Source organism: Radiobacillus deserti, from assembly GCF_007301515.1.
In the GTDB taxonomy this organism is placed as follows: Bacteria; Bacillota; Bacilli; order Bacillales; family Amphibacillaceae; genus Radiobacillus; species Radiobacillus deserti.
Window position 1 is genome coordinate 2,790,317 of sequence record NZ_CP041666.1, and the last position, 22,411, is coordinate 2,812,727.

Genomic DNA, 22,411 nt, shown 5'->3' on the forward strand with positions numbered 1-22,411 from the left:
AGGTGGTTCTGTCATGGTCATTGATGGCGTAATCCTGTCCGTTATTGTCGGATTTATAAGAAAAGGAAATCTGTCCAAACTCACCCAACCATTATTTACGTGGGGATGGATGTTTCCTTTATTGCTAGTTATACAGCTGGGTGTCTTTTATTTTCAAAACAAGATTAGTTGGATTGGACAGGCTAGTGGTTATGTTTATATCGTCGTTTACGTTTTAGGACTTGTATTTCTATGGGTAAATCGACATCAAAAAGGACTAGCTCTTGTCATGGTTGGGGTCTTCTTAAACTTCCTCGTCATGGTTACCAACGGTGGTCGTATGCCCGTTTCTGCAGAGGCAGCAGCGATATTGGACCCCATGTATATGGAAGCAATAAAAAATGGCTTCTACGCAAAGCATGAGCTCTTAACTCAAACTTCTTCCTTTCCATTTCTAGGTGATATCATCCCGATCGCTCCTCCTTATCCACGGAGCCAGGTCATTAGTATTGGAGATGTTATCATGAATATAGGTATTTTCCTCTTTATACAAGATTTAATGGTTTCAAAGGATCATGCAAAAACACATATACCTTGTGAATCTAGTGATCTTAAAGGAGGTGAAGTACAATGAACGAAATGGAAAAACGTAAGGCTCTTAAAGTGAAGCTATCTCTGTTTTTACTTAATGCATTCATCATCGCTACTTTAGTAGGTGGCTTGACTTCTGGCTTCAAACTAATTGGTTCTGGTGGGCAATAATTAACCGGGGGAGGGGAGTTTCTCCCCTCCTAATTTAGGATAGAAGAGTGATATATATGAAAACTTCCATGAATCATCTTACAAACAAAATATATATGCTTGTGATCAACGGGATTGGTTTTTCCATCTTCTTCTCTTTTGGATTATTTACCTTCCATGATTTGAATAATTGGGTGCTTGCTTATGCGTTAATCGGCGCAAACTTACTCCTAACCCACTTTCGAATCCAGATGCCTCCAGAAGGTAATTCAATGTCCATGGACTCCGCTGTTTATTTAGCATGTCTTTTTTATTTTGATATTCCTATGACACTTACCGTCTTGTTTTACACGAGTGTCATTCAGTTCTTATACGACCGCAAAACGGATTGGTGGGCACACCTCTACAATTTTTCCATCTACTCGATTATGATTTTCTGTACCTACCATGTATTCCAACTGACAAATGGCACGATCGGAAACATAGATTTGAATATCCTATACTCCTATGTCCTTGCATTAACGGTGTACTTTATCGTTAATTCGCTATTAATTATGCTTTATTTCATTACGTATGATAGAACGAATGCTGTTAAAATATTTCAAGACATAACAAGTGGAACAATTGAAAGCTACATTAGTACGTTAATCTTGTCTATTATTCTTGTTCTTTTATTCCAAACAGAAACAGTCTTTGGACTTTCTTTATTTGTAGGTTTAGCACTTATTCTTTCTTTTGCCTTTAAACAACACTTCATGCTTTATCAGGATGTTGCAAGAAAAGCCAATATCGATCAATTAACAGGTCTATACAATCATGGATATACTAAAGAGCTTCTAGACAAGCTGTTTAAAGAGGCTAAAGAAAATCATAAACCGCTGAGCATTGCTTTTGTAGATATCGATGATTTCAAAAAATATAACGATGAAAATGGTCACTTAAAAGGGGATAAATTATTAGAGGAGTTCGGAAAGCAGATAGGAAATGCAGCGAAGGATACCGCATATTCCATCGGCCGATTTAGTGGAGAAGAATTCGTGTTTATCCTACCTGACACAAGTTCACAAGATGCTAGTTCCTTTGTTGATAGATTAAGGAAAACAGTAAATGATACGTACTATGACGGAGTAGAAAGACTACCCTATGGCTGTCTTTCCTTTTCAGCAGGTATTGCTCCCCTTCAATCGGAAACCGTCACTCCATCCGAGCTTTTAAGTAAGGCTGGACAAGCGATGAAATATGCGAAGATGCAAGGAAAAAACAATACACACATCTATGGGACAGAAATAGAAGAAGATCGTTTGTCGGCACCAATTGATGAGATGGAGCAACAGTTAAATATATTGTTAGCGAAGGACATTTATACGTACCGACATAGTAAACGCGTGTACAAGTACGCCGTAGAATTTAGTCAGGTTATTGGGTTAAAAGAGCAAGAGCGAAAACAACTCATCCTTGGCGCTCTCATTCATGATATTGGAAAAGTAGAGGTCCCCAGAGAAATTATTAATAAGAAAGGGAAGCTAGATAATTACGAATGGGAAATTGTGAAAAAGCACGTAACCTGGGGGCATGATATTGTATCTAAGAACAAAAAGTTCGAGAGCCTTGCTCCACTTGTTGAGTTACATCACGAGCGATTTGATGGAAAAGGCTACCCATATGGTCTAAGTGGCGAAGCGATTCCGAGGCTTGCACGGATTCTTTGTGTGATTGATTCCTTTGATGCGATGACAACAGAGCGTCCTTATCAGCGAACGAAGACGTTCCCTGAGGCCATACATGAACTTCAGAAGTGTGCTGGAACTCAGTTTGATCCGGATATTGTGGACTCTTTTATTCGATACATTCATAGAAACTATTTATCTACACTTGAACCGAATACTCTGTAATAAAAGGCACCACCTAATCGTTATATAAAGGAGATTAGGTGGTCATTTTTATTAATTATTTCGATATTTCCACTTTACTAGTTTTGGCTTAACTAATATACCAATAATGCCTATGGCGATCGTAATTGTAAATAACAAAAATAGTATTTGTATCTGTCCCGTAGCCCTTTCACCGAGATAAGAATAAAGTATAGTTGCCGGCATCTGTCCTAAGCCTGTCGCCCAGAAAAATCTCCAAAATGTTACCGTAGTTAAGCCGGCACCATAACTCACCAAGTCAAAGGAAATGACCGGAACAAGTCTTGCTATTAATATAGAGTAGGAACCATATTTTTCAAAAAATGCATCCCACCAAAATAAAGCTTTTTTACTCACTAACCTTTCTACTAAAGGGCGACCAAACCATTTCGCCAAATAAAAACATAAAGTGGCACCGAGCATCGCACTACTCCACGATAGTAACGCTCCCCACAACCAACCAAATACGATTCCATTGGTAAAGGTAATGACAAAAGCAGGTAATGGCGCGATTACCGATTGAAAAACCATAAGTAGAGCTGAAACGATAGCGGCCAGGGAGCCAAAAGAAAGAACATATTCCTTAAAGACCGTGATATCTGCTTGAATCATAATGTGTACAAGTTCATTCACAAGTAATCTAAGCGGCCCATACGCAAAATAAAGAAACCAAAATAACGCTCCTATACCCGTTACGATGAATATCGCAAGTTTCTTATTTGAGGGTACATCTTGCTTTTTATTTGGAAGAAGATCAGCTCGTGTCCAAAAAATGGTGATAAGCCCTATAATAATCCATGCAATCCATCCAACGTTAATAGCTGAGATAGACCAAGATTGCTGCATGAAAAGCGATAATTTCACGGAATAAGCTGGAAGTATATAAAGATCACCATTCATTAGTGGAACCATCGTCGAAATTAACAAGGCAGCTAACGCAACAAAGAATGAATGCATCTTCCGCTTAATCGCCAGTAAGGGTGGTCTACCTTCCATGATAAACAATAGGATAGTTAGCCATATGGATACCCCTACTAAGACTGTAATGGCATAGGCACCTTCCAGTCGCATATCCAACCAAGTACTTTGAGTAATAAGTGTACTAATAGCCATACCAATTATGGAGAATAGAAACACGTTTCTAATCAGTAATGAACATGTATGCATACATCGGATAACCACGGTAACTCCCCCACTCCTATGTTAAAACTGGTAGATTAACGTAACCGGTGTACCATCCTCCGGTAAAACCTCTGGATTCCCGTGGAACTCTGCTTTTCCATTCTTAAATGTTCCCACAGGCTGCGACGCATTACTTATAATCCCTACTGGACAGCTATCAAAACACATAAAACAACCGGTCATCTTGTCTTTAGCTGCTTCATAATTACCGCCAAAGTGATAAGCAATTTTCTTACCTGTTGAATCCACCATCACTTCATTTATGTCGTATATTTCATCTGCATTTTCCCAAGTTATTTGAACCTCTACTTTATCCCCTTTGATAAACTTTCCTTCTTCATTTTCTCGAAAGGCTTCTTCCTTGTCTCCTCCTTTTTCAAGTGCAGGGGTCCCGCCAATTTCCATCAGTGCTTGATAAAAAGCTAAGGGATTCGCATATGCATCAAACACTGACTTTTTTCCATTGGAACCTTCTATCCAATTAAGTCCATGTCTAGTTGGTTTCTCTAAATATTTACCGTTCACTGTAGCATAGACTTTTACTTGTCGTTTTTCTTGATCTAGATAAATAGAGTGCTCTTTCCCAAATTCTGATTCATTTGATGCAAAATACTTTTCAATGTCCTTTTCTTGTTCTGCATTATTAGCTGTATTTTCACTCCCACAACCTGCTAGAATCCCGAAAGTAAGTAGCATTAGTGTGTAGCTAATAAATAGCTTTCTTTTCATAATCGTTATATCCATCTCCCTTCTTAGTTGTCATTACTCGATTAACGTATGAGAAAAAAAAGCGAAAAATAATATTACTTTAGTTCTGTGCAAAATGGCCTAAAGAAACAGTACTCCATGCCTCAAGAATGGTTGTATTATATTGGAACACATCTCGAATTCGAATTGGAATATTAACCTTCGGACTCTCAATTCGTTTGTTTTGATCTGGCTTTAGACTACCTGATTTCAAGTCTTCTTCCGCTCCATCAATGATACAATGATAATCCTCAAACAATTCTGGATGTGTCAGATAAACAGCGGCAGTTGTGTCCCAACTATGGAAACCATGCACAAATCAAATTCCATATCTAAATGATCAATCCATTTAACAATATGTTTAAGTAGATAAGTTGAAATCCAAGTATTTTGGAAGTTTATTAAAGCATTTATTTGCTCTTGTCCGAACAGGGATTGAAGACAAAGGTTTCCAGTAATAACGTGGATATCTGTTTTTAATCTTAGTACATGATAAGCAGCTGTAGGGTCAATAGAAAAGTTTAATTCTTTAAGCTCCTTTCCGTTTAAGAACAAAGGCTCTAAAATGCCACCAATCACTACAATCTGTTTTACATTTCGGTAAAAATCTTCATCTATAAGGGACGCATGGTACACATTCGTTAACGAACCCGTTGCAAGTATGGTAACTTCTCCAGGATATTGGCGTACCGTTTCCGCCATGAAATATGCTGCTTCCCCGAATACTTTATGTTTTTCCTCCTTGCCTACCCCTTTAACCAATGGGATGTTAGACACACCTAATTCCTTAAACAATTGATTCGTTGCTCTCCAAACCTGATCTAAGCTACTATTTCCGAACGTGGTAGTGACACCTAACAGGTCAACACGACTACTTCCTAATAGATAAACAAAGGTTAGTCCGTCATCAATGTCTCTACCTTGAAATCCCATCGTATTATCACAATCAAAAAGCACTTTTTGACTCAATTGAATCCATCTCCTTAATAAAATGTAGATGTTTAGCATCAACGTCCAATCCCACTCTATCCCCTTCGACTAATTCTAAATCAGGGGTGTGGAATACATAAAAAATCAAGGACCCAATCTTTATTTGAATATAATGATAATCAGGAGGGAGGCTTTGTCTTACAACCTCTCCATGAATCGTCGGATTCTGGTTAGAGTGAACAATTCTTATAGCTTCTGGCTTCAGGATTAGCCAGCCTCTTTCATTATGCTCGGTGTAAAGTGTAGGTAGAGAAAGTGATAGATATTCGGATGTAAATGTTCCTTTTTCCATTTGACCATAAAGAATGTTTTTGGCTCCTAAAAATCGAGCTACTTCTATATGTTGAGGCCTTTTGATTAAATCTTTGGGCGCACCTTCTTCTAACACACGCCCATTTTCCATAATCGCAATTCTATCCGATAATTGGAACGCTTCCTCTTGGTCGTGCGTGACAAATAGAATGATCATATTGTACGTTCGATGAATATGCTTAAGTAATTGTCGCATCTCGTTGCGAGTTTCCCGATCGAGCGCACTAAACGGTTCATCCATTAATAAAACAGCTGGCTCCATCACAATCGCACGTGCTAAAGCAACCCGCTGTTGTTGGCCACCACTTAAGCCGGATGGATAACGGGTTTCAAAACCTTCTAATCCAACCGCTTTCAATACATCCTGAGCTTTACGGAATCGCAGTCCTTTCCTTACCTTTTTCATCTTTAAACCAAACATGACGTTCTCTTGTACATTTAAATGCGGAAACAAGAGAGGCTCTTGAAATACCATTCCAAAGCCTCTAGTTTCTGGTGGTATTGCAGTCACATCATTATCGTTCCAGTAAATGCTTCCTTGATCAGGTTCCAGTATTCCAGCAATAACCTTCAATAAGGTCGTTTTTCCACAGCCGGATGGACCAAGAATAGAAAAGAACTCTCCATTTTCTATGCTTAGATGGATAGAATTCAAGAAAAAGCCTGTCGCTTTCATGATTCCTCCACCCTTTGGTTTTATTTGCTTTTTCAATTCTCTAACTTGAAGACCAGACAAATACATCGCTCCCTCTATTCAGACATGAATCGTGCCCCGATAGTTGTAATACGTTTTTAAAACATAGTCCATAACAAATAAAGTGATACCAGACATCAAGATAAAGATGATGGAATAAGCAGCTCCAATTGCTTGATCTCCTCCACTAATAAAAGGAAGCATCACGACTGGCAATGTCATGACCTGTCCTCCTCCAATTAAAAACGTAAGAATGTATTGGTTTAAAGACACAAGTACACTTAGACTAGAGCCTGCAATGATACCTGGTAAAAGATGAGGGATGACGATAAATAAAAAACGTTGAAGACTTCCTGCACCAAGCATCATTCCTTGTTGTTCCCATTTCAATCCGAGAGTTTGGTAACTGATAACAAGCGCTCTAATCATATAAGGTAAGGTCGGAATAATATGGGCGATAATGACTCCCGTATTCGAATCAGTAAGCCCATAGCGTATAAACGTTACATAAATACCCATTACGGAGACAAATGGTGGGATTATGATAGGTGCGTATAGCAATCCCTCAACCAGCCACTTTCCTCTGAAAGAATATCTACCTAATACAGAAGCGGCTGGAAGTGCTAGGAATAAATTAAGGATAACGACTACCATCGCAATCTCAATACTTGTCCAAACCGCCTCCCAAGTTTGACTATGATTCGTCAAAACATACTTCCAGGCTCTTACACTCCATTCATGCGGAATGATCTCCGGCCACTTCCATCCATGTGAGAAACTAGAAAGTAATAAAGGAACAAAAGGAATGACAAGCATTGTAAAGAGTACAAGGCTTCCTATTCTATACGTAACCTTATAAAACAGCTGCACGTCACCATCCTCCTTCCCCTAAGTACCATCGCCTTCTAAACCAATACATGATGATGCCAATAATGGCAATAATCCATACAAGGATGACGTTTATAGCCAAGGCTTCAGGTCGAGCGTCTAGCCCCCCACTTGTAAACAAATTATAAGATAAGACAGACAATGTCTTTGGGTACGTAACCCCTAATAAAAACGGAACCTCAAAAGCTGTAAATGTAAAAGCAAATACAATGAATACAGCCGATAACCAAGCGGGCATTAGGAGTGGAAACATGACAGTACGAAAAAAGCTCCACCTATTACCACCAAGTATTCTTGAAACATCCAACCAATCCTTCGGTATTCGGGAAAGAATAGGGAAAATCATCAGGGCTACAAATGCAGCTTCCTTCCATGTGTATGCGAAAATAATCCCCCACCCAAAAGAATCATTAACTAAAATAGGGAATTGATTAATCTGGGATAGCCATCCAAACGCTTCTAATAATCGGGATAACCACCCACTTCGTTCTAGCAAAAGAATTATGATAAATGCAGTTACCAGCGGAGGTACTACCATTGGAATTTGGAACATCTTTTCCCAAAACTGCTGGCTTCTGTTACGATTCTTAACCATAAAAAAGAAACCGACAGAACTTATCATTCCTAATCCTCCAGCAAAAATAGAGGATAAGAATGCTGTTCGCAAGGATAAACCTAAAGAGGACCAAAAATCCTCCGAACGAAACAATTGCTTGTAATATAGAAAAGAAAAATGAAATTGGTTTGCAGCTGGAAAATACCCTAAGCTTTGTGCTACACCGATTAAAAATCCTCCAACAAATAATAGGATTGTAATACTTATAGCAGGAAGTAATTTAAGGAATATCGTTTTATTTTGCAACATGCTCCAACCATTTCTCCTCCAGAACATCTACATATTCTGCTGGGATTTCCGGAACACGAGATTCAGATAATTGTTCAGAAGAAAGCGTTGCCTCTCCTCTATCGATCTTCTCCGATGCTTTCTTCTGGTCGGAGGATAACTTATTTGGGTCGATTGCCATTAATGCTCCCCATTGTTGTGGATCCGCTTTTGCTATTTGAGCAGATGGGGACAGCATGAAATTAATCGTTGCCATAGCCGCTGCCTTGTTCGTAGAATTAAACGGAATTGTCAAATAGCTAGTATTGGATAATGTTCCTTTTTCTAACACAAAGGTTCGAGTGGATTCTGGAAAAAAGCCATTTTTCACCGCATTTGCAGCATGGGAAGGATCATAACTCATCGTCATCCAGACAGAACCATCTGCATAGAGCTGATCTAATTTCCCTACAGATTCAGGATAAGTTTCTCCTTTTCTCCATAAGTATGGTTGTATATCATTTAAGTAGGACCATAGTGGCTCCCATTGTTTATCTAATTCCGATTGTTCACTAATAGGCTTTATATATTGTTCATATCCTCCGGTCGTTTCATAGAGCATATTTCGGATGAAGGCACTTCCTGTAAAATCTGGTGGAGCTGGATAAGCAAATTTTCCAGGGTGGTTTTTTATCCACGTTTTTAGTTCAGCAGCTGTTTTGGGTGGGTTCTTCACTTTGTTAGAATCATAGATGAACACAAACTGCGCTTGACTCCAAGGCGCCTCTAATCCTTCAGTAGGTTCTCCAAAATCCTTTTGTATGGAAGGGTCATTCTGGTTTACATACTTTTGGACGTTCGGTAATTTGGAGGAAAAGTCTGCCCACAATAGGTTATTCGTTTTCGCTGTTAGAAAATTTTCTCCGTTAATCCACATCATATCTACACTACCGCCTGATTTACCGGCTTGCTTTTCAGCTAAAAGCTTCATAACCGTATCGTTGATATCCTTAACAGGTACACGGTTTAGCGTGATGTCCAATTCATCTTTCAGGCGAGGTGCCACCCATTGATCTATATACCGGTTCGTGGATTCATTCCCACCCCACATATAAAAATTCACTTCATTTTCCTTTTGCATGATCTAAAACATTACTCCATTTTTCTTGTAACAATGTTTGATCTTGCTCCTCTAAATCTTCATTGGCACTCGTCCTTTCCTCTTGTTGAAATATGCTAATGAAGACCACACATACACAAAAGGTCATTATAAGTACGAGCCACACCACCTTCTTCATACATCTTCATCTCCTCTTGTTAGTTTCGCTATATGAGTTAGAAGTAGGTCCATATCTTTTAATAGGAATCGATTTTTCACAAGATGCTTGCCCAGAAGGATAGCGGTTCGCTCTACCATCCTTTGTTCCTTCCTCTCTTGGATATATTTTCTATCTCTTCGACACCTGATGTTCCAATCACTCTTCGTAACATTTCACAACCTGCAAAACCTAGTGAATCTTGAAAAATAGATGTGAACAATTTTCTGTGATCAGATTGATTCGTTAAAGATTGAAAAACGTATTGGAACTCGTGCCAAACAGACCTCAACATTTCTAATTCATATTCTCCATACGCATAACACTTATTTTGTATCTGGACACAGTAATTTAGTAAGACATGTCCGATAAATAAGCCGATATCAAAGCCGATTGGTCCGTAGCATGCAAACTCCGTATCAATGATAAACATGTCCTGTTCTGAAACCATCAAGCTACCAGTGTGTAGATCCCCATGAATTAGACATTGTTTTGTTGTCCGAAACTGATTTTTTAAATACGCAACTTCTTTTTGCAGGCTTCGATCATCCCAGATATTCTGTACATCGTTCAACAAATCTGGATGAAATCGATTCATTCCGTGATTCCTAAAAGGATACGAGAAAATAAACTCCTCTGAGATTTGACACATAGGGACATTTAAAAACGTCTTTTTTAATTCTTGTCGTTCTCTTGTATTCGTTCCATATTCGGAGGTATCAAAAAACACTTTAGCAAGAAACTCTCCTAACCGCTGGGGTAGGTAGTCAAAGCTTTTTTGCTCTGTTAATCCTTGACGAAGTGTTTCTAACGAAGACAAATCTTGCATAAGGAATAGAGAATGTTCCTCATTAAAATAGTAGGTTTCTGGCACAGCATTTGGACATATGGTGTGTAGTTTTTTTAATGCGTCATACTCTACTTTTATGCGTTCTGCTGTAAGCGGCCAGGAAGGTCCTACAGATCGCATAAAAGGAAGTGCTTGTTTTACAATATAGCTATTTCCTAGCTTCTCTTGATCTTGTATTCTAAAAATATAGTTCATATTTCCATCGCCAATTTCCTGACAGTGCAGAATGGAGTTTGTTGAAAACAGGCATGTATTCGCTTTTATATGATTAATCGCATTTTCCATCGTAAATGGCTTTAGCACCGTACATTCACTCCTCCTTTATCGTGACAAATGATTGGTCTTCCACCTATCTAGATGGGGATTCGTCTTCTTTTCTTGGTAAAATAATAGATCCTCCCAGTCATCTATATCCCGCTTCTTCGGTAACACATCCACAATAAGGTTGTTACATTTTATTCGATTGACTGTTTCTTTAAACACCGAATCTGTGCTCCACTTTATATGCTCAAAAAGACTAGGAATATGGTGTGTTACGCCAATTAAGTAATAGCCACCGTCTAAGGCTGGTCCAATCACAACAGAATGTTTCTTCACTCGTTTCACGGCATATTTAATATCCATTTTGTTCAAAGGGGTATCTGTACCAATTACAAGTACCGATGCATAATCTTTTGCGATTAACTTACGAATTCCATTTTTCATTCTCTCTCCAAGGTTTTCACCAATTTGCGGAAAACACTGGTTACAAAGTGTTTTAAAATATCCCTCACTAGCTTCTGGGGTATAAGCTATCCAAACATCTATTTCTGGTTCTAACTCCTTTTTCAGATTGATCAGGTCCAGCAATAATGCTTCTTGAAGGTCGGCGCATACGTCCGCTTCTAAATATGGTATTAGTCGCGTCTTACAGTATCCGGGAATTGGAGCTTTTGCCATTATGAGCACGCATGACTTAGCATTACAGCCTTTCACGTTGATACACCCTTTCTAAGGTTGCGGTAGAAACGCCAAGCACAAATAAAATTTTGATTAGTTGCATTGTGACAAAGGTGCGGATAATTCCATTTTTTTTAAACCTTCTAGCAGACGCATAAATAGGACCCCGGAGATGCTGAAGCTTCCCTCTTTTTTTCATTTTTTTTGAAATAAGCCAGTCTTCCATTAAAGATACCTTTGGGAAGCCTCCCATTTCATCGAACACGGATTTACGTACGAAGAAGGCTTGATCACCAAAATAAATGTGGAAAAATCTCGCTCTAATATTAGATCCAACTGCAATCATTTTCAGGAGAAAAGAAGAATCATCGAACTGAATCGAAAATCCCCCTCCTAGAATGTTAGAATCCTCCATTGTAAAGCAAATAGACTGTGCCATATGGTCTTCAATCTTAGAATCCGCGTGTAAAAACCAAAGAATCTTTCCAGTTGCTGCTTCTGCCCCTTTGTTCATTTGGGAAGCTCTTCCCCGTTTACTACTAACAACTTGTCCATATTCCGAAGCTAATTCTGCCGTCCCATCTGTACTACCACCATCTGCAATAATGATTTCGATTTGCTTATGCTTAGACAACGTTTCTAAAAGTGGACGCAAATGGTCTATCTCGTTCCACACAGGGATGATGACGCTTAAACAACCTAGCATTTTACTCCCCCTTTATCGAAATATCTGAGTGTATCGTTTCATCCATTTCGACCATTTCGTATGAAACTTTTGACGCCAATACGTATCTCCAACCGCTTGTAATATCCCTGTATTACTTGGATATGGATATACAACTGTAGATAGGGCTCCTACACGATATTTCTTTGTTTTGGCAAACACCAACGCTTGCATCCAGTCATCTGCATGCTTCCCAATCGCTTGAGCCCCAAGGATTTTCCCACGTTTGCTGATAATGACTTTAACAAACCCCTTTTCATCCCCACTCGTAATAAATCGGTCAATTTCTGCTGCTTGGACATTTAAAACGCCGACGTTATGCTTGCCGTATTTTTTTATCGCTTCTTTTTCTGTCATTCCAATATGAAAGATTTCGGGATCGGTATAGAAGGTGTAGGGAATATTGTCGTAGCGTATTTTCTTCTTTAATCCAAGCACAGCATTCTGCACGACTACTTTTCCTTCTACTCCAGCTGCATGTGAAAAGCAAAACTTCCCATGTACGTCTCCAATTGCATAAATATGTGGCTTTGAGGTTTGTAAATACGGATTTACCAACACATTATGTACGTTATCTAATTGAACACCTATTTCGTTTAATCCTATATTGGATGTGTTTGCTTGTCTTCCCACCCCTACTAAAACCTCATCTGCCACGATCGTTTCCAAATTTCCGTCTTTCAGGAATTTCACTTTTTTTTCTACATCTAGCTCTTCTATCTCGACAACTAGTGAATTCGTGTGAATCGACATCTCTTCGGTTAATCGATCACGCAAAGCAAGTGCAATCTCTTCATCTTGTTGAGCCAAGAAAGTTTTAGCCTCATCTAGGATCGTTACATCACTTCCAAACCTTGCAAAGCACTGACCCAACTCAAGGTTAGTCGGTCCGCCTCCGATTACGACTAATCGATTTGGTACCTTATCCAGCTGATAAATCGTTTCGTTCGTGTAGTGTGGCGTATTTTCTATCCCCTTAATATCCGGGATAATGGGACTTGAACCTGTTGCAATCACAAATCTCTTTCCATTTATACGTTGCTTCCTATCAATCTCAATTTGATGCTCCGTTACAAAACTCGCATGTCCTTTATATAAATCAATCCCTAAATCTATAAGGTTGCTATCTTCCTCTATCGTATGAAAATGGGTAATTACATCCTGTACATGTTCCATTATTATTGAGAGATTAAGTTGTCCTTCTGCTTCCAACCCGAAACCTTTTGCATTAGCATGTATGTCATGCACCTTTTTCGCTAGCTCCACTAGCGTTTTCGAAGGAATACAGCCGTAATGTAGACAATCTCCTCCTATATGTGATTTCTTCTCGACAAGTGCTACCGTTGCTCCAAAAGCGGCCGCTCCTTTTGCTACCGTTAATCCTCCTGCCCCTGCTCCAATTACAATTAAGTCATAACTTCTCACCCGACTCCCCCCTTCTTACACCTATTTCTCTATTTAAAGGAGATTCGTTCAAAAAATAAAACTAGGATTAAAATAATCAAAAATACGAAGAAAAAGCCTGTAAAAAACCTGTTTACTGTGGATGAAAAAAATACTGCCATCACACTCATAACAGGATGATACGTACTCCAAATAAAAAAGAATAGGAAACTCGTTAGCACTGTCACCACCAAAACGCTGAAAAAAGCAGTTAACCATTTACTGGATAAAGCGTTCTTTTCTCGTTTACGACGGCTGTAAAGCCAGATAAATCGACGATCCATAAAAGTTTTAATAAACCAAATAAGTCTCCCATGGAATGCCCGTCCGAGATAAAGCATGAGCCCTTCTCTATTGCCTGTAGCCAAAATGGATAGGAAGGAATAATGTGGTTTATAACGGCACATTTTCTTATTCTGAAAATAACCCTGTAAGTTTTTCCATAAATAGGGGGATTGACGAACAGGATAAACTCCAGCCTTTGCTAAGGGTGGAGATCCAGCTAAATGAATACAATCGCCCGCACCAAATATCTCTGGATATCCAGGTACTTGTAGTGTGTCTTCTACAAGTAAATAACCCTCTTTATTTGGTAATGAGGAATCAGCAAATAACCTTGGTGGTCGTGGTCCTGTAACCCATAGAAGTGCGTCAAACGGTATGCTTTCTTGACTAGGAGATAATACAACACAGTCCTTTTTCACTTCACAAGCCCGTTGTGAGAGATGAAGCTTTGCTCCTTTTTCCAGGAGTAAACGCTCCACTCTTTCAGACACATATGGGGCTCCTTTCTCCATCAACTGTGTTGGACTAACTAAAGATAGAGCAGGCTTATCATTATTGTTTCTCCATGTCTGTAAAGAAAGCGATAGCTCAGTCCCAGCTACACCGCCACCAACAATGACTAGTTGCTCAGCACTTCTTACCTTTTCGATTAATAAAGGAAAGTGATAATTTGGCTTTAATGTTTCCGCATATTCTCGAACACCTGGTACATCAATTCCTGCCGTTAAAGAACCAATATCAAAGGAAACTACATCATAGCCCAACCTTTCACCGTTGCTTATCTCTACTAATCTTTGATCTGCATTAATGGAAACTGCTATATCTTTAATCCAATTCGCTCCAGCTTTTCTAACCAGCTTTCCGACAAAGATTCGGATATCATCTACGGAATAGATTCCTTCCACACAGCCGGCAAGCATTCCAGAATAGTATTGGTAGTCATTTGGACTAACTAAGGTTACCTTTACATTAGGTAAACGAGATTTACTTAATTTTTTTAATAGATACACATGAGCGTGACCTGCACCTACTAACAAAAGATGCTTCAATGGAAATACTCCTCTCTACTTATCTTCTTGTAAAGAAGCCTTTTTCCACATCGATTATTTGCGATTAAACATCGAAAGAAAATAAGTGCGTAAATAAGAAGAAAGTGCTAGACCAACGATTAAAAAGATTACATGAGCAATGATTGTAAAAAAGGTATCCAACAAAACGTATCCCTCTTTTCTTATGTCTCTTTTTCGAAATCCCTCGGAATATCCCTTTCGAGAAATTCATTGACTCTAGCAAATACATAAAAGAACACAACAACAAATAATACCAATATTGCAGTAAACAATATCCCAATGATTACTCCCCATTCTCCAGCGAGTCCATGCAAGGTAATAGGAGCCCCATCAAAATAGGCCATCACCAATAATTCAGCAATACTGAAAGTTGCTAGACCGATGAAACAAACCGCGATCCACTTCCACCACCAGCTCGTCATGTACTATCCCCCACCTGATTACTCATTTCAGGTTGGGGGCGTTTAAGATTTTTTCGAGCTCTTTGAAAATAGGCAACAACTAAACCAGTTACTCCGACTAGCAAAGCAATGATAAATAAGATAATCACGCCACCAAATGCATAAAAGAAAAAGGACCCGAGCCCAGGAGAGGACGGCGGATTAAAAAGGGAGAATAAATACCCTGGTAGCTCTGTGGAATCTTGATCATTCCCTGTAGCCATTTCACTATTTTGAGATTCGGAGCTACTGTTATCATTGCTATTATTTGTAGACTGTGTACTATTTGTAGACTGTGCACTGCTAGACGCTCTCCAAGGAGGCATCGTGGAAGCTTGGTTAGTCATATTTGCTCTATTCTGTTGACCCATACGCATCATCATCATTCCTCCACCACTCATGGTTGAACCGCCAGAGCTATTCGGCATGGTTCCAGTTCCACCACTAGAACCACCCGTTCCAGCCATAGTTCCACCACTCGAATCAGCCATAGTCCCACTAGTTGATCCAGCCATGGCCCCTCCGGTTGATCCAGCCATTGGACCGGCCATAGGACCGGGGATAGCAGAACTATTCATAGTTGAAGAGCCACTCGAGTTATTAGAGGTATCTTGACTTGCGGAGCCAGAAGCTTCTGACATAGCTGAGCTAGAATTGCCACTTGTGCTATCATTCCCAGCCATACTAGATCTTTCATTTGCTGTAGTACCCGCAGTCATGGAAGATTCTCCATCTGCTGTCGCAGATGCTTGATTTTGCTGTCCTCCCTGTTGGTTGCTCCCACCTTGACTGTTTGTTTGGTCAGGCGAGGATGAGGATTGTTGAGTTTGATTCTGTTGATTATTACTACTAGTGTTAACAGAAGGATTTGGTGTAGCTTGATTAGGAGCAAAGAATGGGATGGCCACAACTAAAATACCAAATATAAATATGCCCACCAATGTGTAGAGGGCAATTTTCAGCCACCTATTTCTCATTCATACCCTCCTCACTACAGTCATTTATCCTTTGTTTACGTTTATTATCAATATATTCTCTGTTTTTCATGTTCATGACCCTTCCTCCTCATTCGAGTCTTTTGACTCATAGGTGAAGTAGGTTACAAGTCCACTGTCTGCATGATGCGATTGGTGACAGTGGAATATCCATTGCCCGGGATTATCTGCCTTAAATGCTATAGAGATTCGCTGCATAGGCATTACATTCACAGTGTCCTTCGGCAACCAGGATTCAGAAATTGTTGTCCCGTTAATAGATACAATAGAGAAGTGATGTCCATGCAAGTGCATTGGATGGCTTTCTGGTGACATATTAAATAAATTAATTTTCACTATATCCCCCTTTTGAACTACATATGGATTTATTTCCTCATATGAGCTGAAAGGAATACGATTAATGGCCCAAGACATTCCGTTGGATCCCATTGTCATCCCGAGAAGCATGTTATACACTCGATCATATTGGGTTGAATCAGAACCCGGAATACCTACTTGTAGTCCTTGGTAAAATGGTTTATTATCGTTCGTTTTTTGTATCGGTATGGTTTCTTGCGTTATATTATCATTAGGCGTTAACTGTATCTTTGCTTCCATCCCGAATTCACTATGTCCCCTGTCTGTGTCATAAAGTCTAAACTGACCCGCTTCCTCCCCAATTGCATATACATCCACACGTTCATAAGGAGAAATAACTACTTGATTCACTTGTTGAGCGGCAGGGAGTTTATACCCATCTGTATGGGTCACATACAGTTTCATTCCTTCAACAGCTATGCGGTGTGTTTGAAAACCAAAATTTAAAAATCGTATCCGTACCCATTTATTTGCTGGAGCTTTAAACGGCTCACTTGGACTTCGTTGTCCATTAATCGTGAACACGTTATAAACATCGGCCGAACCTAGAATGGCGTTCGGCATCATTCTTTGCATCATACTCTGATCCATCCGATTGCCATCTGTGGCAGGTGGGGCATTCCCTTCTCCTTGTATATCCATTTCATCTAAACTAACAACCCACTCTGTTGTAGCGTCTGGAAGCTCCGTCGGCTTAGTAGGTTCAATAATGAATGGACCAAATAATCCTTTGTCTAACTGCTGAACATCACCGTGACTGTGATAAGAATACGTACCTGCTGGTTCCGCAGTAAATTCATATACATATTCTTCTCCATAGTTCACGTAAGGTTGGGTTAACAAAGGGACACCGTCGGCAGCATTCCGTTTTGGAATCCCATGAAGGTGAATCGTTGTTTTTAAGTTAGGAACTCGATTACGCAATATGATCCGAACTTTTTCTCCTTCTTTTACACGAAGGACTGGACCTGGAATCGTTCCATTGAAAGTCCAGCCTTCAATAGTTAGGTTTTGATCAATTTGTACTTTATTAGGGTATGCTGTAATAATAAATTCCCGTACACCATCTTTTTTGGTTCCAGTTATTGCGGTTTGGGATGGGGAGGCTTGGTCTTCAGCTTGATTTGATGTCATGGTTTGATTTTTCAGGAGAGGTTGGTAGGAATGGTATTTTTGTTGAAGAATGTCCGTTGATTGATTCACTATCGGTGATTGTTGAAAGCGTAACGATGATTCTCCATCCAGTAGGCTAACCTGTGATGCCGATTGAAGGATAGACACCACCCAAAATAACAAAAGAAAAACTAAAATATAAAGCAACACAAGTAAGGAGGTCTCCATATAAAATTTAAGTTTTATAAAAAATTTTTTCCATTTATTAATCATAGTCCTTATAGCTTCTACACAATGGTCAAACATCTTCCACCTCTCCATACGTTATACACAAATAGTTTGCCAGTAGTTCGATTACTCTAATGTGCAAATGGCAGAAGGACGTTTTATACGAGGAACTAAACATTCCATAACTCGATAATAGCTATTTAAGGTGTCGTCATTTAAGAAGAACACGGAAACATCTTGAGCAATCGCAATATCTACATTCTGCTCCCCAGTTGCGACAATAACGCCACGCCCTTTTTTAATTTGAGAAGACTGATAAATCCCACTTTCAAACAAGTCTCGAACGTGTTCAATTTCTAATACTTTTGAATCACCGTGGATTTGGTGAAGTTGCGCAAAGGATTCAGGAGATAATGCCATTGCAAAAGGACCCGTATGCCCATTTTCAATCAATTTATTTCTCGCATCTACAATATCTTGAAAAGCCGCTCCTTCTTGGCTGCTCCAATCGCTACATATTACTGTTTCTCTACCTTTTACATTCATTAACCCTGGAATTCCCAATGATGTGGCGCCATTAAATATTAGGTCATCCTCTTTTAATGCTACGTCATTTGCCGCACTAGCAGCCCCTGAAAAATCAAGTGGCTTATCCGTTTCTCTAGCATGTTGAATGTCACGCCAATGGATCACAAAATCCTTATATAATATTGGAATATCTAGTGTTTTATTTTTGTGAGGCTTTGCCACATCCAACTCATCCCCGTACATACTAATGCTTCCAGGCTCTGGTTTCATATAGATAGGATTCTGAATGGATTGATATCCGGACCCTATTGGACCATATATATCTAAAAACTTCCCAGCCACAATTTGGTCAGCAGCTGTTTCCACCACAATATCCTCCATCTCTTCCCATTGCTCATCTGTCAATGATCCTTGAGGAAATTCTGATTCTCCTAGTGCCACAGTTATTTCCTCCTCTCTCTTAGCATTTTACGTTCCAGCCATTTTAGAAAAACATTCCAGTTTTCTTCATACACAATTCCACTCTTTCGAAAGGCTAAATGTTTCCAGTAGTCACTGATCTTCATTCATGTCCTCCTGTTCTGGGTCACTCTCATCCGAAACTTCATCGCTTTGTTCCGATTGTGCTTCGACCGGCTTTGTAAAAAAATAAAGCAGAATCATGAGATAAAAGGCAGATATATCAAAGGAAGTCTTATAGTTGAAAATTTGGTTAATGATCGGTAGTTTGTACGTAAAGAAGCCTAGAAGTACACTAATGCAAACTAGAATGAATTTTTTCACACTCCACCACATCTTTTGCGCCTACCTGTGTGAAGATCTTCTTGGGCGTTCTCTTCTTCTTTCATAATCATCCCGTCTGTCTCGTTCTTCATCCTCAAATAAATCTATATCATGCCGTTCAAAATATTTAATCGTTAAGCCGACTAAACCAATGAGCAAGCCGATAACTGCTAAAATAATAAGCGCAACGAATATAAAGTTAAATAACGAAACAGCAGCTCCGACACCTGTGAGACCTCCACCGGACTGTCCCCCAGTGCCAACACCTGTTCCTACAAATCCTACAAACAGGAATTCTATTAATCCAAATACAAGAATTGCGACGACTGACCATACGGTAAGTTTTAAAAACGGTCGCTGTTTTGGACTCATTCTATCCCCTCCTTATAGTTTTATCCTATGAAACAAACAGGATTTCGTGTTGCAAACAGCCTACCAATCACCAAATTATACGTTCATCCTTTTTTTTGAAATAAGTTTTCTACAAACTTTATAGAAAAAATGAATATTGTGACTAAAACAACTAAAATCAATATGATGAGTAAGCTATAAAAGAAAAAGTTTAGTAGCTCAACAAATAGGGAATTAGTAGCCCCTATTGCGCTGTGTCGCATCATCATATTCGATGAAAAAGATTGCTGAAAAATCAAACTAAGAATCCCTAATAGAATAATAGCTACTAGGAGATATAAAAGGAGCTTCAACCATTTTTCCACGTCTATATTCATTTTGATTTTCCACCTCGCCGCTTACGTTTCGTGGACTTTTTAGGGAACCACTGATTTCTCATATAGCTATACAATTCCCCCACTCCACCAATAACTAAAAGCACTAATGTTACGACCATCAAAAATACAACCGTACTATACATCCAAAAATAAATATCCAACTTTAAGACAGAAGGAAACCTTCTTATTAATACCACAACCCATAGTATTGCTAGAATAAAAGTGGCTCCCACTATATAAAGCTCTTTTTTTCCTTTTGGTTTTTCTTTCTTTTTACCAGGCTGTTTTAAAGGAGCTAATAGTGCATAGACGAATACCCATCCTATCAAGCATGCCGTACTAATAACCAATAGGATAGACAGAATATAGTTCGTTGAGTCTAATATTGGGTTTCCGTGTTGCGGCATCCAGGTTTCCTTATCTCCACATAGCAAATGACAGGCGTCCATCATAGGCAAAAAGCTTAGTGCTTGCATTCGAGTTTGCTGTAGTACCATCGCCATTGCCATGGACAGGACATTCGGCATTGATGGCTGGTTTTGATACACTGGTTGAATAAAAAGAAATAAACCATACCCGATAAACGACAAGACAATAATCCACATCATAAGATAGTAAAAAGAAAGCTTTTTTCGTTTCATTGTCCTTCTACTAGGTGCTTACGAAGCTTTAATCCCCAGATTTGGATAATCGGGATGATTGCAAAAGCAAAAATAATGATTAGCGATAGAAAGTCATCATCGTTTCCCCTACCGAAATGGCCCATCATGGTTTGCCAAACCATGGATGACATAAGCGAGTTGGATTGACAAGCTATCGCTATGCCCTTCATGTATTCTTGTAGTTGATTCATCGTTAGTACTGGATTTATAAGGCTAATCACGACAGCTCCAGCCAATAATAAAATTAAAAATGAAACGGTTCGTACGATCAGGATGAACCAAGGATTTTGCAATTTTTCCCCTCCTTAGACATCTTTACTTTCTTTTTTTCCACGTCAAGGAAATGTTAAATACATTTCGTTTCTTAATAATGTGCCAGACCAGGGCAAATAAAAGAAAAAAGGCAAAAAACTCATGAATAACAAATGCAAACGTTGCATACATAAACGGCACGCTCGGTAAGAACCATAACAAAAATCCACTAAAAATAAGCAACAGCGAGACAGCTAAATTAAACCCTCTAAATCCTTTCATTCCAATTGGCATCCAAACACGCTTCGGTATTTTACTCGTCATGATTTGGTGTATCTCATAACATACTGTCACAAGCATCCAGACAACCCAAAAAGCGCCCACCACACGATGAGTAATATCTGCAAGTGCAAAATCATTTCCAAACATCCAACTATACTTCGCACCAATGATACTCATTCCACTTAGAAGCAACAGAAATACTAATATTGCTGAAAACCAATGAATCCATAAGTCAAAGGGAGGCTTCTTTGGCTTTTTCATATAACCTCCTCAACCTTTCCTATTCATTACATTCATTCTTGTGCAGAGTGCTTCTTCTTCCTTTCCGCTCCTTTTTCTTTAATAAGGCTAATAAAATAAGCAACTAAACTGATGACCAAGATTAATACTAAAATCATTAATATAATCTTAAAGGCTGTAACAATCTTTCCAAATAAGTCATCGGACTGTGCACTCTTTTTCGTTTCTGAATTCGCCATTTGTGCGCCTTGTTGTGTATTCCCACCTTGATTCATACCGTCCATTGATGATGAATTTTCTCCACTCGTGTTCATTCCCTGGCTTTCCATTTCATTTCCTGAACTAGAGTTCATTGAATTCGTCCCTAGTGATTTCTGCAGTTGAGCAATGCTTTCCTGAATGCTTTGCAATTGATCAGTTGTACTTGTGGAAGCGTCACTTGAATCATTCGATTCATTGGAACTAGTAATCATTTTTTTTAATTCCGATAAGCTCTTTTCTAGATTTTTAAAAGCAGCTACTATGTCTTCCGACTGTGTCGACTTAGTTTCTCCTTCGGTTGTTGATTCATCGGTTTCTGATTGTGATTTCTCATTGGTCGACATGGAGGTTTTTAGTTCTGTTATTTCTTTCTTTAATTCTTCTATTTGTTTTTGTAATTCACTTATGGACGGTTCTGCCTGCACGACTTGAACAGGAAAATAAAGGAATGAAAGTGAGATTAATAAAAGACTGAATAAAGACCGTATCCGAGGCATCAACTCCCTCCCTTCGTTACTGAGTGAAAAGATTATATAACTGGTTTATATGTCAATATCCTTTTTTCTTTCTCTCGTCTTGTTGTTATACTATGAATTAAAGAAGTAGATATGATAGATATTAAGAACCACAAAAAGCCCTAGGGATATAT

28 protein-coding genes are annotated in these 22,411 nt (G+C 39.0%); 3 read left to right on the forward strand and 25 right to left on the reverse strand.

The window, feature by feature from the left end:
* The first annotated feature begins 13 nt into the window (after positions 1 to 13).
* From FN924_RS14785 to FN924_RS14790, 3 genes are read left to right on the forward strand one after another with little or no spacing between them, the layout of a single operon-like run.
* Positions 14 to 613: a DUF5317 domain-containing protein gene (locus FN924_RS14785; RefSeq protein ID WP_143895784.1), complete on the forward strand. Its 600-nt coding sequence runs from the start codon at positions 14 to 16 to the stop codon at positions 611 to 613.
* A complete protein-coding gene (locus FN924_RS19580; RefSeq protein ID WP_267128995.1) occupies positions 610 to 741 on the forward strand; it encodes a hypothetical protein in 132 nt (43 codons plus the stop codon). Before FN924_RS14785 ends, FN924_RS19580 begins: the two co-directional genes overlap by 4 nt.
* 56 nt (positions 742 to 797) lie before the next feature.
* Positions 798 to 2,612, forward strand: coding sequence for a bifunctional diguanylate cyclase/phosphohydrolase (locus FN924_RS14790; protein WP_143895786.1), 1,815 nt, complete (start codon positions 798 to 800; stop codon positions 2,610 to 2,612).
* A gap of 51 nt (positions 2,613 to 2,663) precedes the next feature.
* Here FN924_RS14790 and FN924_RS14795 read toward each other — a convergent pair whose 3' ends face one another.
* The 25 genes from FN924_RS14795 to FN924_RS14905 form a co-directional block, all read right to left on the reverse strand.
* Entirely contained in the window at positions 2,664 to 3,812 is a 1,149-nt protein-coding gene (locus tag FN924_RS14795) for a TVP38/TMEM64 family protein (RefSeq protein WP_228409465.1), read from the reverse strand.
* Positions 3,813 to 3,833: 21 nt separating this feature from the next.
* A complete protein-coding gene (locus tag FN924_RS14800) occupies positions 3,834 to 4,541 on the reverse strand; it encodes a YdjY domain-containing protein (RefSeq protein WP_143897239.1) in 708 nt (235 codons plus the stop codon).
* 79 nt (positions 4,542 to 4,620) lie between these two features.
* Positions 4,621 to 4,875 (reverse strand): hypothetical protein, encoded by a 255-nt coding sequence (locus FN924_RS14805; protein ID WP_143895789.1) that lies wholly within the window; start codon positions 4,873 to 4,875, stop codon positions 4,621 to 4,623.
* A complete protein-coding gene (locus tag FN924_RS14810) occupies positions 4,830 to 5,528 on the reverse strand; it encodes a nucleoside hydrolase (RefSeq protein ID WP_158634027.1) in 699 nt (232 codons plus the stop codon). Before FN924_RS14810 ends, FN924_RS14805 begins: the two co-directional genes overlap by 46 nt.
* The gene (locus tag FN924_RS14815) at positions 5,506 to 6,597 is read right to left on the reverse strand and encodes an ABC transporter ATP-binding protein (protein ID WP_158634028.1); all 1,092 of its coding nucleotides are present in this window, start codon (positions 6,595 to 6,597) and stop codon (positions 5,506 to 5,508) included. Before FN924_RS14815 ends, FN924_RS14810 begins: the two co-directional genes overlap by 23 nt.
* Positions 6,598 to 6,615: 18 nt before the next feature.
* On the reverse strand, positions 6,616 to 7,425 hold the full coding sequence (locus FN924_RS14820) for an ABC transporter permease (protein WP_228409466.1): 810 nt from the start codon (positions 7,423 to 7,425) through the stop codon (positions 6,616 to 6,618).
* 1 nt (position 7,426) lies between these two features.
* Complete coding sequence (locus FN924_RS14825) at positions 7,427 to 8,308, reverse strand: ABC transporter permease (protein WP_143895795.1); 882 nt, start codon at positions 8,306 to 8,308, stop codon at positions 7,427 to 7,429.
* Positions 8,295 to 9,407: an ABC transporter substrate-binding protein gene (locus FN924_RS14830; RefSeq protein WP_143895797.1), complete on the reverse strand. Its 1,113-nt coding sequence runs from the start codon at positions 9,405 to 9,407 to the stop codon at positions 8,295 to 8,297. Before FN924_RS14830 ends, FN924_RS14825 begins: the two co-directional genes overlap by 14 nt.
* Positions 9,391 to 9,564: a hypothetical protein gene (locus FN924_RS18955; protein WP_158634029.1), complete on the reverse strand. Its 174-nt coding sequence runs from the start codon at positions 9,562 to 9,564 to the stop codon at positions 9,391 to 9,393. The genes FN924_RS14830 and FN924_RS18955 overlap by 17 nt, the downstream gene beginning before the upstream one ends.
* A gap of 112 nt (positions 9,565 to 9,676) precedes the next feature.
* Positions 9,677 to 10,735 (reverse strand): S-methyl-5-thioribose kinase, encoded by a 1,059-nt coding sequence (mtnK, locus tag FN924_RS14835; protein ID WP_143895799.1) that lies wholly within the window; start codon positions 10,733 to 10,735, stop codon positions 9,677 to 9,679.
* Between the two features lie 18 nt (positions 10,736 to 10,753).
* Complete coding sequence (locus tag FN924_RS14840) at positions 10,754 to 11,371, reverse strand: TIGR04282 family arsenosugar biosynthesis glycosyltransferase (protein ID WP_143895801.1); 618 nt, start codon at positions 11,369 to 11,371, stop codon at positions 10,754 to 10,756.
* Between the two features lie 22 nt (positions 11,372 to 11,393).
* A complete protein-coding gene (locus FN924_RS14845; RefSeq protein ID WP_143895803.1) occupies positions 11,394 to 12,077 on the reverse strand; it encodes a TIGR04283 family arsenosugar biosynthesis glycosyltransferase in 684 nt (227 codons plus the stop codon).
* 12 nt (positions 12,078 to 12,089) lie between these two features.
* Entirely contained in the window at positions 12,090 to 13,520 is a 1,431-nt protein-coding gene (locus tag FN924_RS14850) for a dihydrolipoyl dehydrogenase family protein (protein ID WP_143895805.1), read from the reverse strand.
* 29 nt (positions 13,521 to 13,549) lie between these two features.
* Positions 13,550 to 14,872 carry an FAD-dependent oxidoreductase gene (locus FN924_RS14855; protein ID WP_143895807.1) on the reverse strand — a complete coding sequence of 441 codons (1,323 nt, stop codon included), beginning with the start codon at positions 14,870 to 14,872 and terminating at the stop codon, positions 13,550 to 13,552.
* A gap of 182 nt (positions 14,873 to 15,054) precedes the next feature.
* Entirely contained in the window at positions 15,055 to 15,315 is a 261-nt protein-coding gene (locus tag FN924_RS14860) for a hypothetical protein (protein ID WP_143895809.1), read from the reverse strand.
* Positions 15,312 to 16,310: a hypothetical protein gene (locus tag FN924_RS14865; protein ID WP_143895811.1), complete on the reverse strand. Its 999-nt coding sequence runs from the start codon at positions 16,308 to 16,310 to the stop codon at positions 15,312 to 15,314. Before FN924_RS14865 ends, FN924_RS14860 begins: the two co-directional genes overlap by 4 nt.
* A 72-nt stretch (positions 16,311 to 16,382) precedes the next feature.
* On the reverse strand, positions 16,383 to 18,008 hold the full coding sequence (locus FN924_RS14870) for a multicopper oxidase family protein (protein ID WP_228409467.1): 1,626 nt from the start codon (positions 18,006 to 18,008) through the stop codon (positions 16,383 to 16,385).
* 144 nt (positions 18,009 to 18,152) lie between these two features.
* Positions 18,153 to 18,995, reverse strand: coding sequence for a family 1 encapsulin nanocompartment shell protein (locus FN924_RS14875; protein WP_228409468.1), 843 nt, complete (start codon positions 18,993 to 18,995; stop codon positions 18,153 to 18,155).
* A 2-nt stretch (positions 18,996 to 18,997) separates the two neighbouring features.
* Positions 18,998 to 19,120 (reverse strand): hypothetical protein, encoded by a 123-nt coding sequence (locus FN924_RS19585; RefSeq protein WP_267128996.1) that lies wholly within the window; start codon positions 19,118 to 19,120, stop codon positions 18,998 to 19,000.
* Complete coding sequence (locus FN924_RS14880; RefSeq protein WP_143895815.1) at positions 19,107 to 19,337, reverse strand: hypothetical protein; 231 nt, start codon at positions 19,335 to 19,337, stop codon at positions 19,107 to 19,109. Before FN924_RS14880 ends, FN924_RS19585 begins: the two co-directional genes overlap by 14 nt.
* A gap of 21 nt (positions 19,338 to 19,358) precedes the next feature.
* A complete protein-coding gene (locus FN924_RS14885; RefSeq protein WP_143895817.1) occupies positions 19,359 to 19,709 on the reverse strand; it encodes a hypothetical protein in 351 nt (116 codons plus the stop codon).
* A 352-nt stretch (positions 19,710 to 20,061) separates the two neighbouring features.
* On the reverse strand, positions 20,062 to 20,706 hold the full coding sequence (locus FN924_RS14890; protein ID WP_143895819.1) for a hypothetical protein: 645 nt from the start codon (positions 20,704 to 20,706) through the stop codon (positions 20,062 to 20,064).
* Positions 20,703 to 21,020 carry a hypothetical protein gene (locus tag FN924_RS14895; RefSeq protein ID WP_143895821.1) on the reverse strand — a complete coding sequence of 106 codons (318 nt, stop codon included), beginning with the start codon at positions 21,018 to 21,020 and terminating at the stop codon, positions 20,703 to 20,705. The genes FN924_RS14890 and FN924_RS14895 overlap by 4 nt, the downstream gene beginning before the upstream one ends.
* Before the next feature lie 22 nt (positions 21,021 to 21,042).
* Positions 21,043 to 21,522 (reverse strand): cytochrome b/b6 domain-containing protein, encoded by a 480-nt coding sequence (locus FN924_RS14900; protein ID WP_143895823.1) that lies wholly within the window; start codon positions 21,520 to 21,522, stop codon positions 21,043 to 21,045.
* Positions 21,523 to 21,554: 32 nt separating this feature from the next.
* A complete protein-coding gene (locus FN924_RS14905; protein WP_143895825.1) occupies positions 21,555 to 22,259 on the reverse strand; it encodes a hypothetical protein in 705 nt (234 codons plus the stop codon).
* Positions 22,260 to 22,411: the final 152 nt, after the last annotated feature.

Coding starts and splice junctions, on each gene's coding strand:
- FN924_RS14785 (WP_143895784.1), top strand. CDS start 14: ATGGTCATTGATGGCGTAATCCTGTCCGTTATTGTCGGATTTATAAGA.
- FN924_RS19580 (WP_267128995.1), top strand. CDS start 610: ATGAACGAAATGGAAAAACGTAAGGCTCTTAAAGTGAAGCTATCTCTG.
- FN924_RS14790 (WP_143895786.1), top strand. CDS start 798: ATGAAAACTTCCATGAATCATCTTACAAACAAAATATATATGCTTGTG.
- FN924_RS14800 (WP_143897239.1), bottom strand. CDS start 4,541: ATGAAAAGAAAGCTATTTATTAGCTACACACTAATGCTACTTACTTTC.
- FN924_RS14825 (WP_143895795.1), bottom strand. CDS start 8,308: ATGTTGCAAAATAAAACGATATTCCTTAAATTACTTCCTGCTATAAGT.
- FN924_RS14830 (WP_143895797.1), bottom strand. CDS start 9,407: ATGCAAAAGGAAAATGAAGTGAATTTTTATATGTGGGGTGGGAATGAA.
- FN924_RS18955 (WP_158634029.1), bottom strand. CDS start 9,564: ATGAAGAAGGTGGTGTGGCTCGTACTTATAATGACCTTTTGTGTATGT.
- FN924_RS14840 (WP_143895801.1), bottom strand. CDS start 11,371: ATGGCAAAAGCTCCAATTCCCGGATACTGTAAGACGCGACTAATACCA.
- FN924_RS14845 (WP_143895803.1), bottom strand. CDS start 12,077: ATGCTAGGTTGTTTAAGCGTCATCATCCCTGTGTGGAACGAGATAGAC.
- FN924_RS14860 (WP_143895809.1), bottom strand. CDS start 15,315: ATGACGAGCTGGTGGTGGAAGTGGATCGCGGTTTGTTTCATCGGTCTA.
- FN924_RS14865 (WP_143895811.1), bottom strand. CDS start 16,310: ATGAGAAATAGGTGGCTGAAAATTGCCCTCTACACATTGGTGGGCATA.
- FN924_RS19585 (WP_267128996.1), bottom strand. CDS start 19,120: ATGAAGATCAGTGACTACTGGAAACATTTAGCCTTTCGAAAGAGTGGA.
- FN924_RS14885 (WP_143895817.1), bottom strand. CDS start 19,709: ATGAGTCCAAAACAGCGACCGTTTTTAAAACTTACCGTATGGTCAGTC.
- FN924_RS14890 (WP_143895819.1), bottom strand. CDS start 20,706: ATGAAACGAAAAAAGCTTTCTTTTTACTATCTTATGATGTGGATTATT.
- FN924_RS14900 (WP_143895823.1), bottom strand. CDS start 21,522: ATGAAAAAGCCAAAGAAGCCTCCCTTTGACTTATGGATTCATTGGTTT.
- FN924_RS14905 (WP_143895825.1), bottom strand. CDS start 22,259: ATGCCTCGGATACGGTCTTTATTCAGTCTTTTATTAATCTCACTTTCA.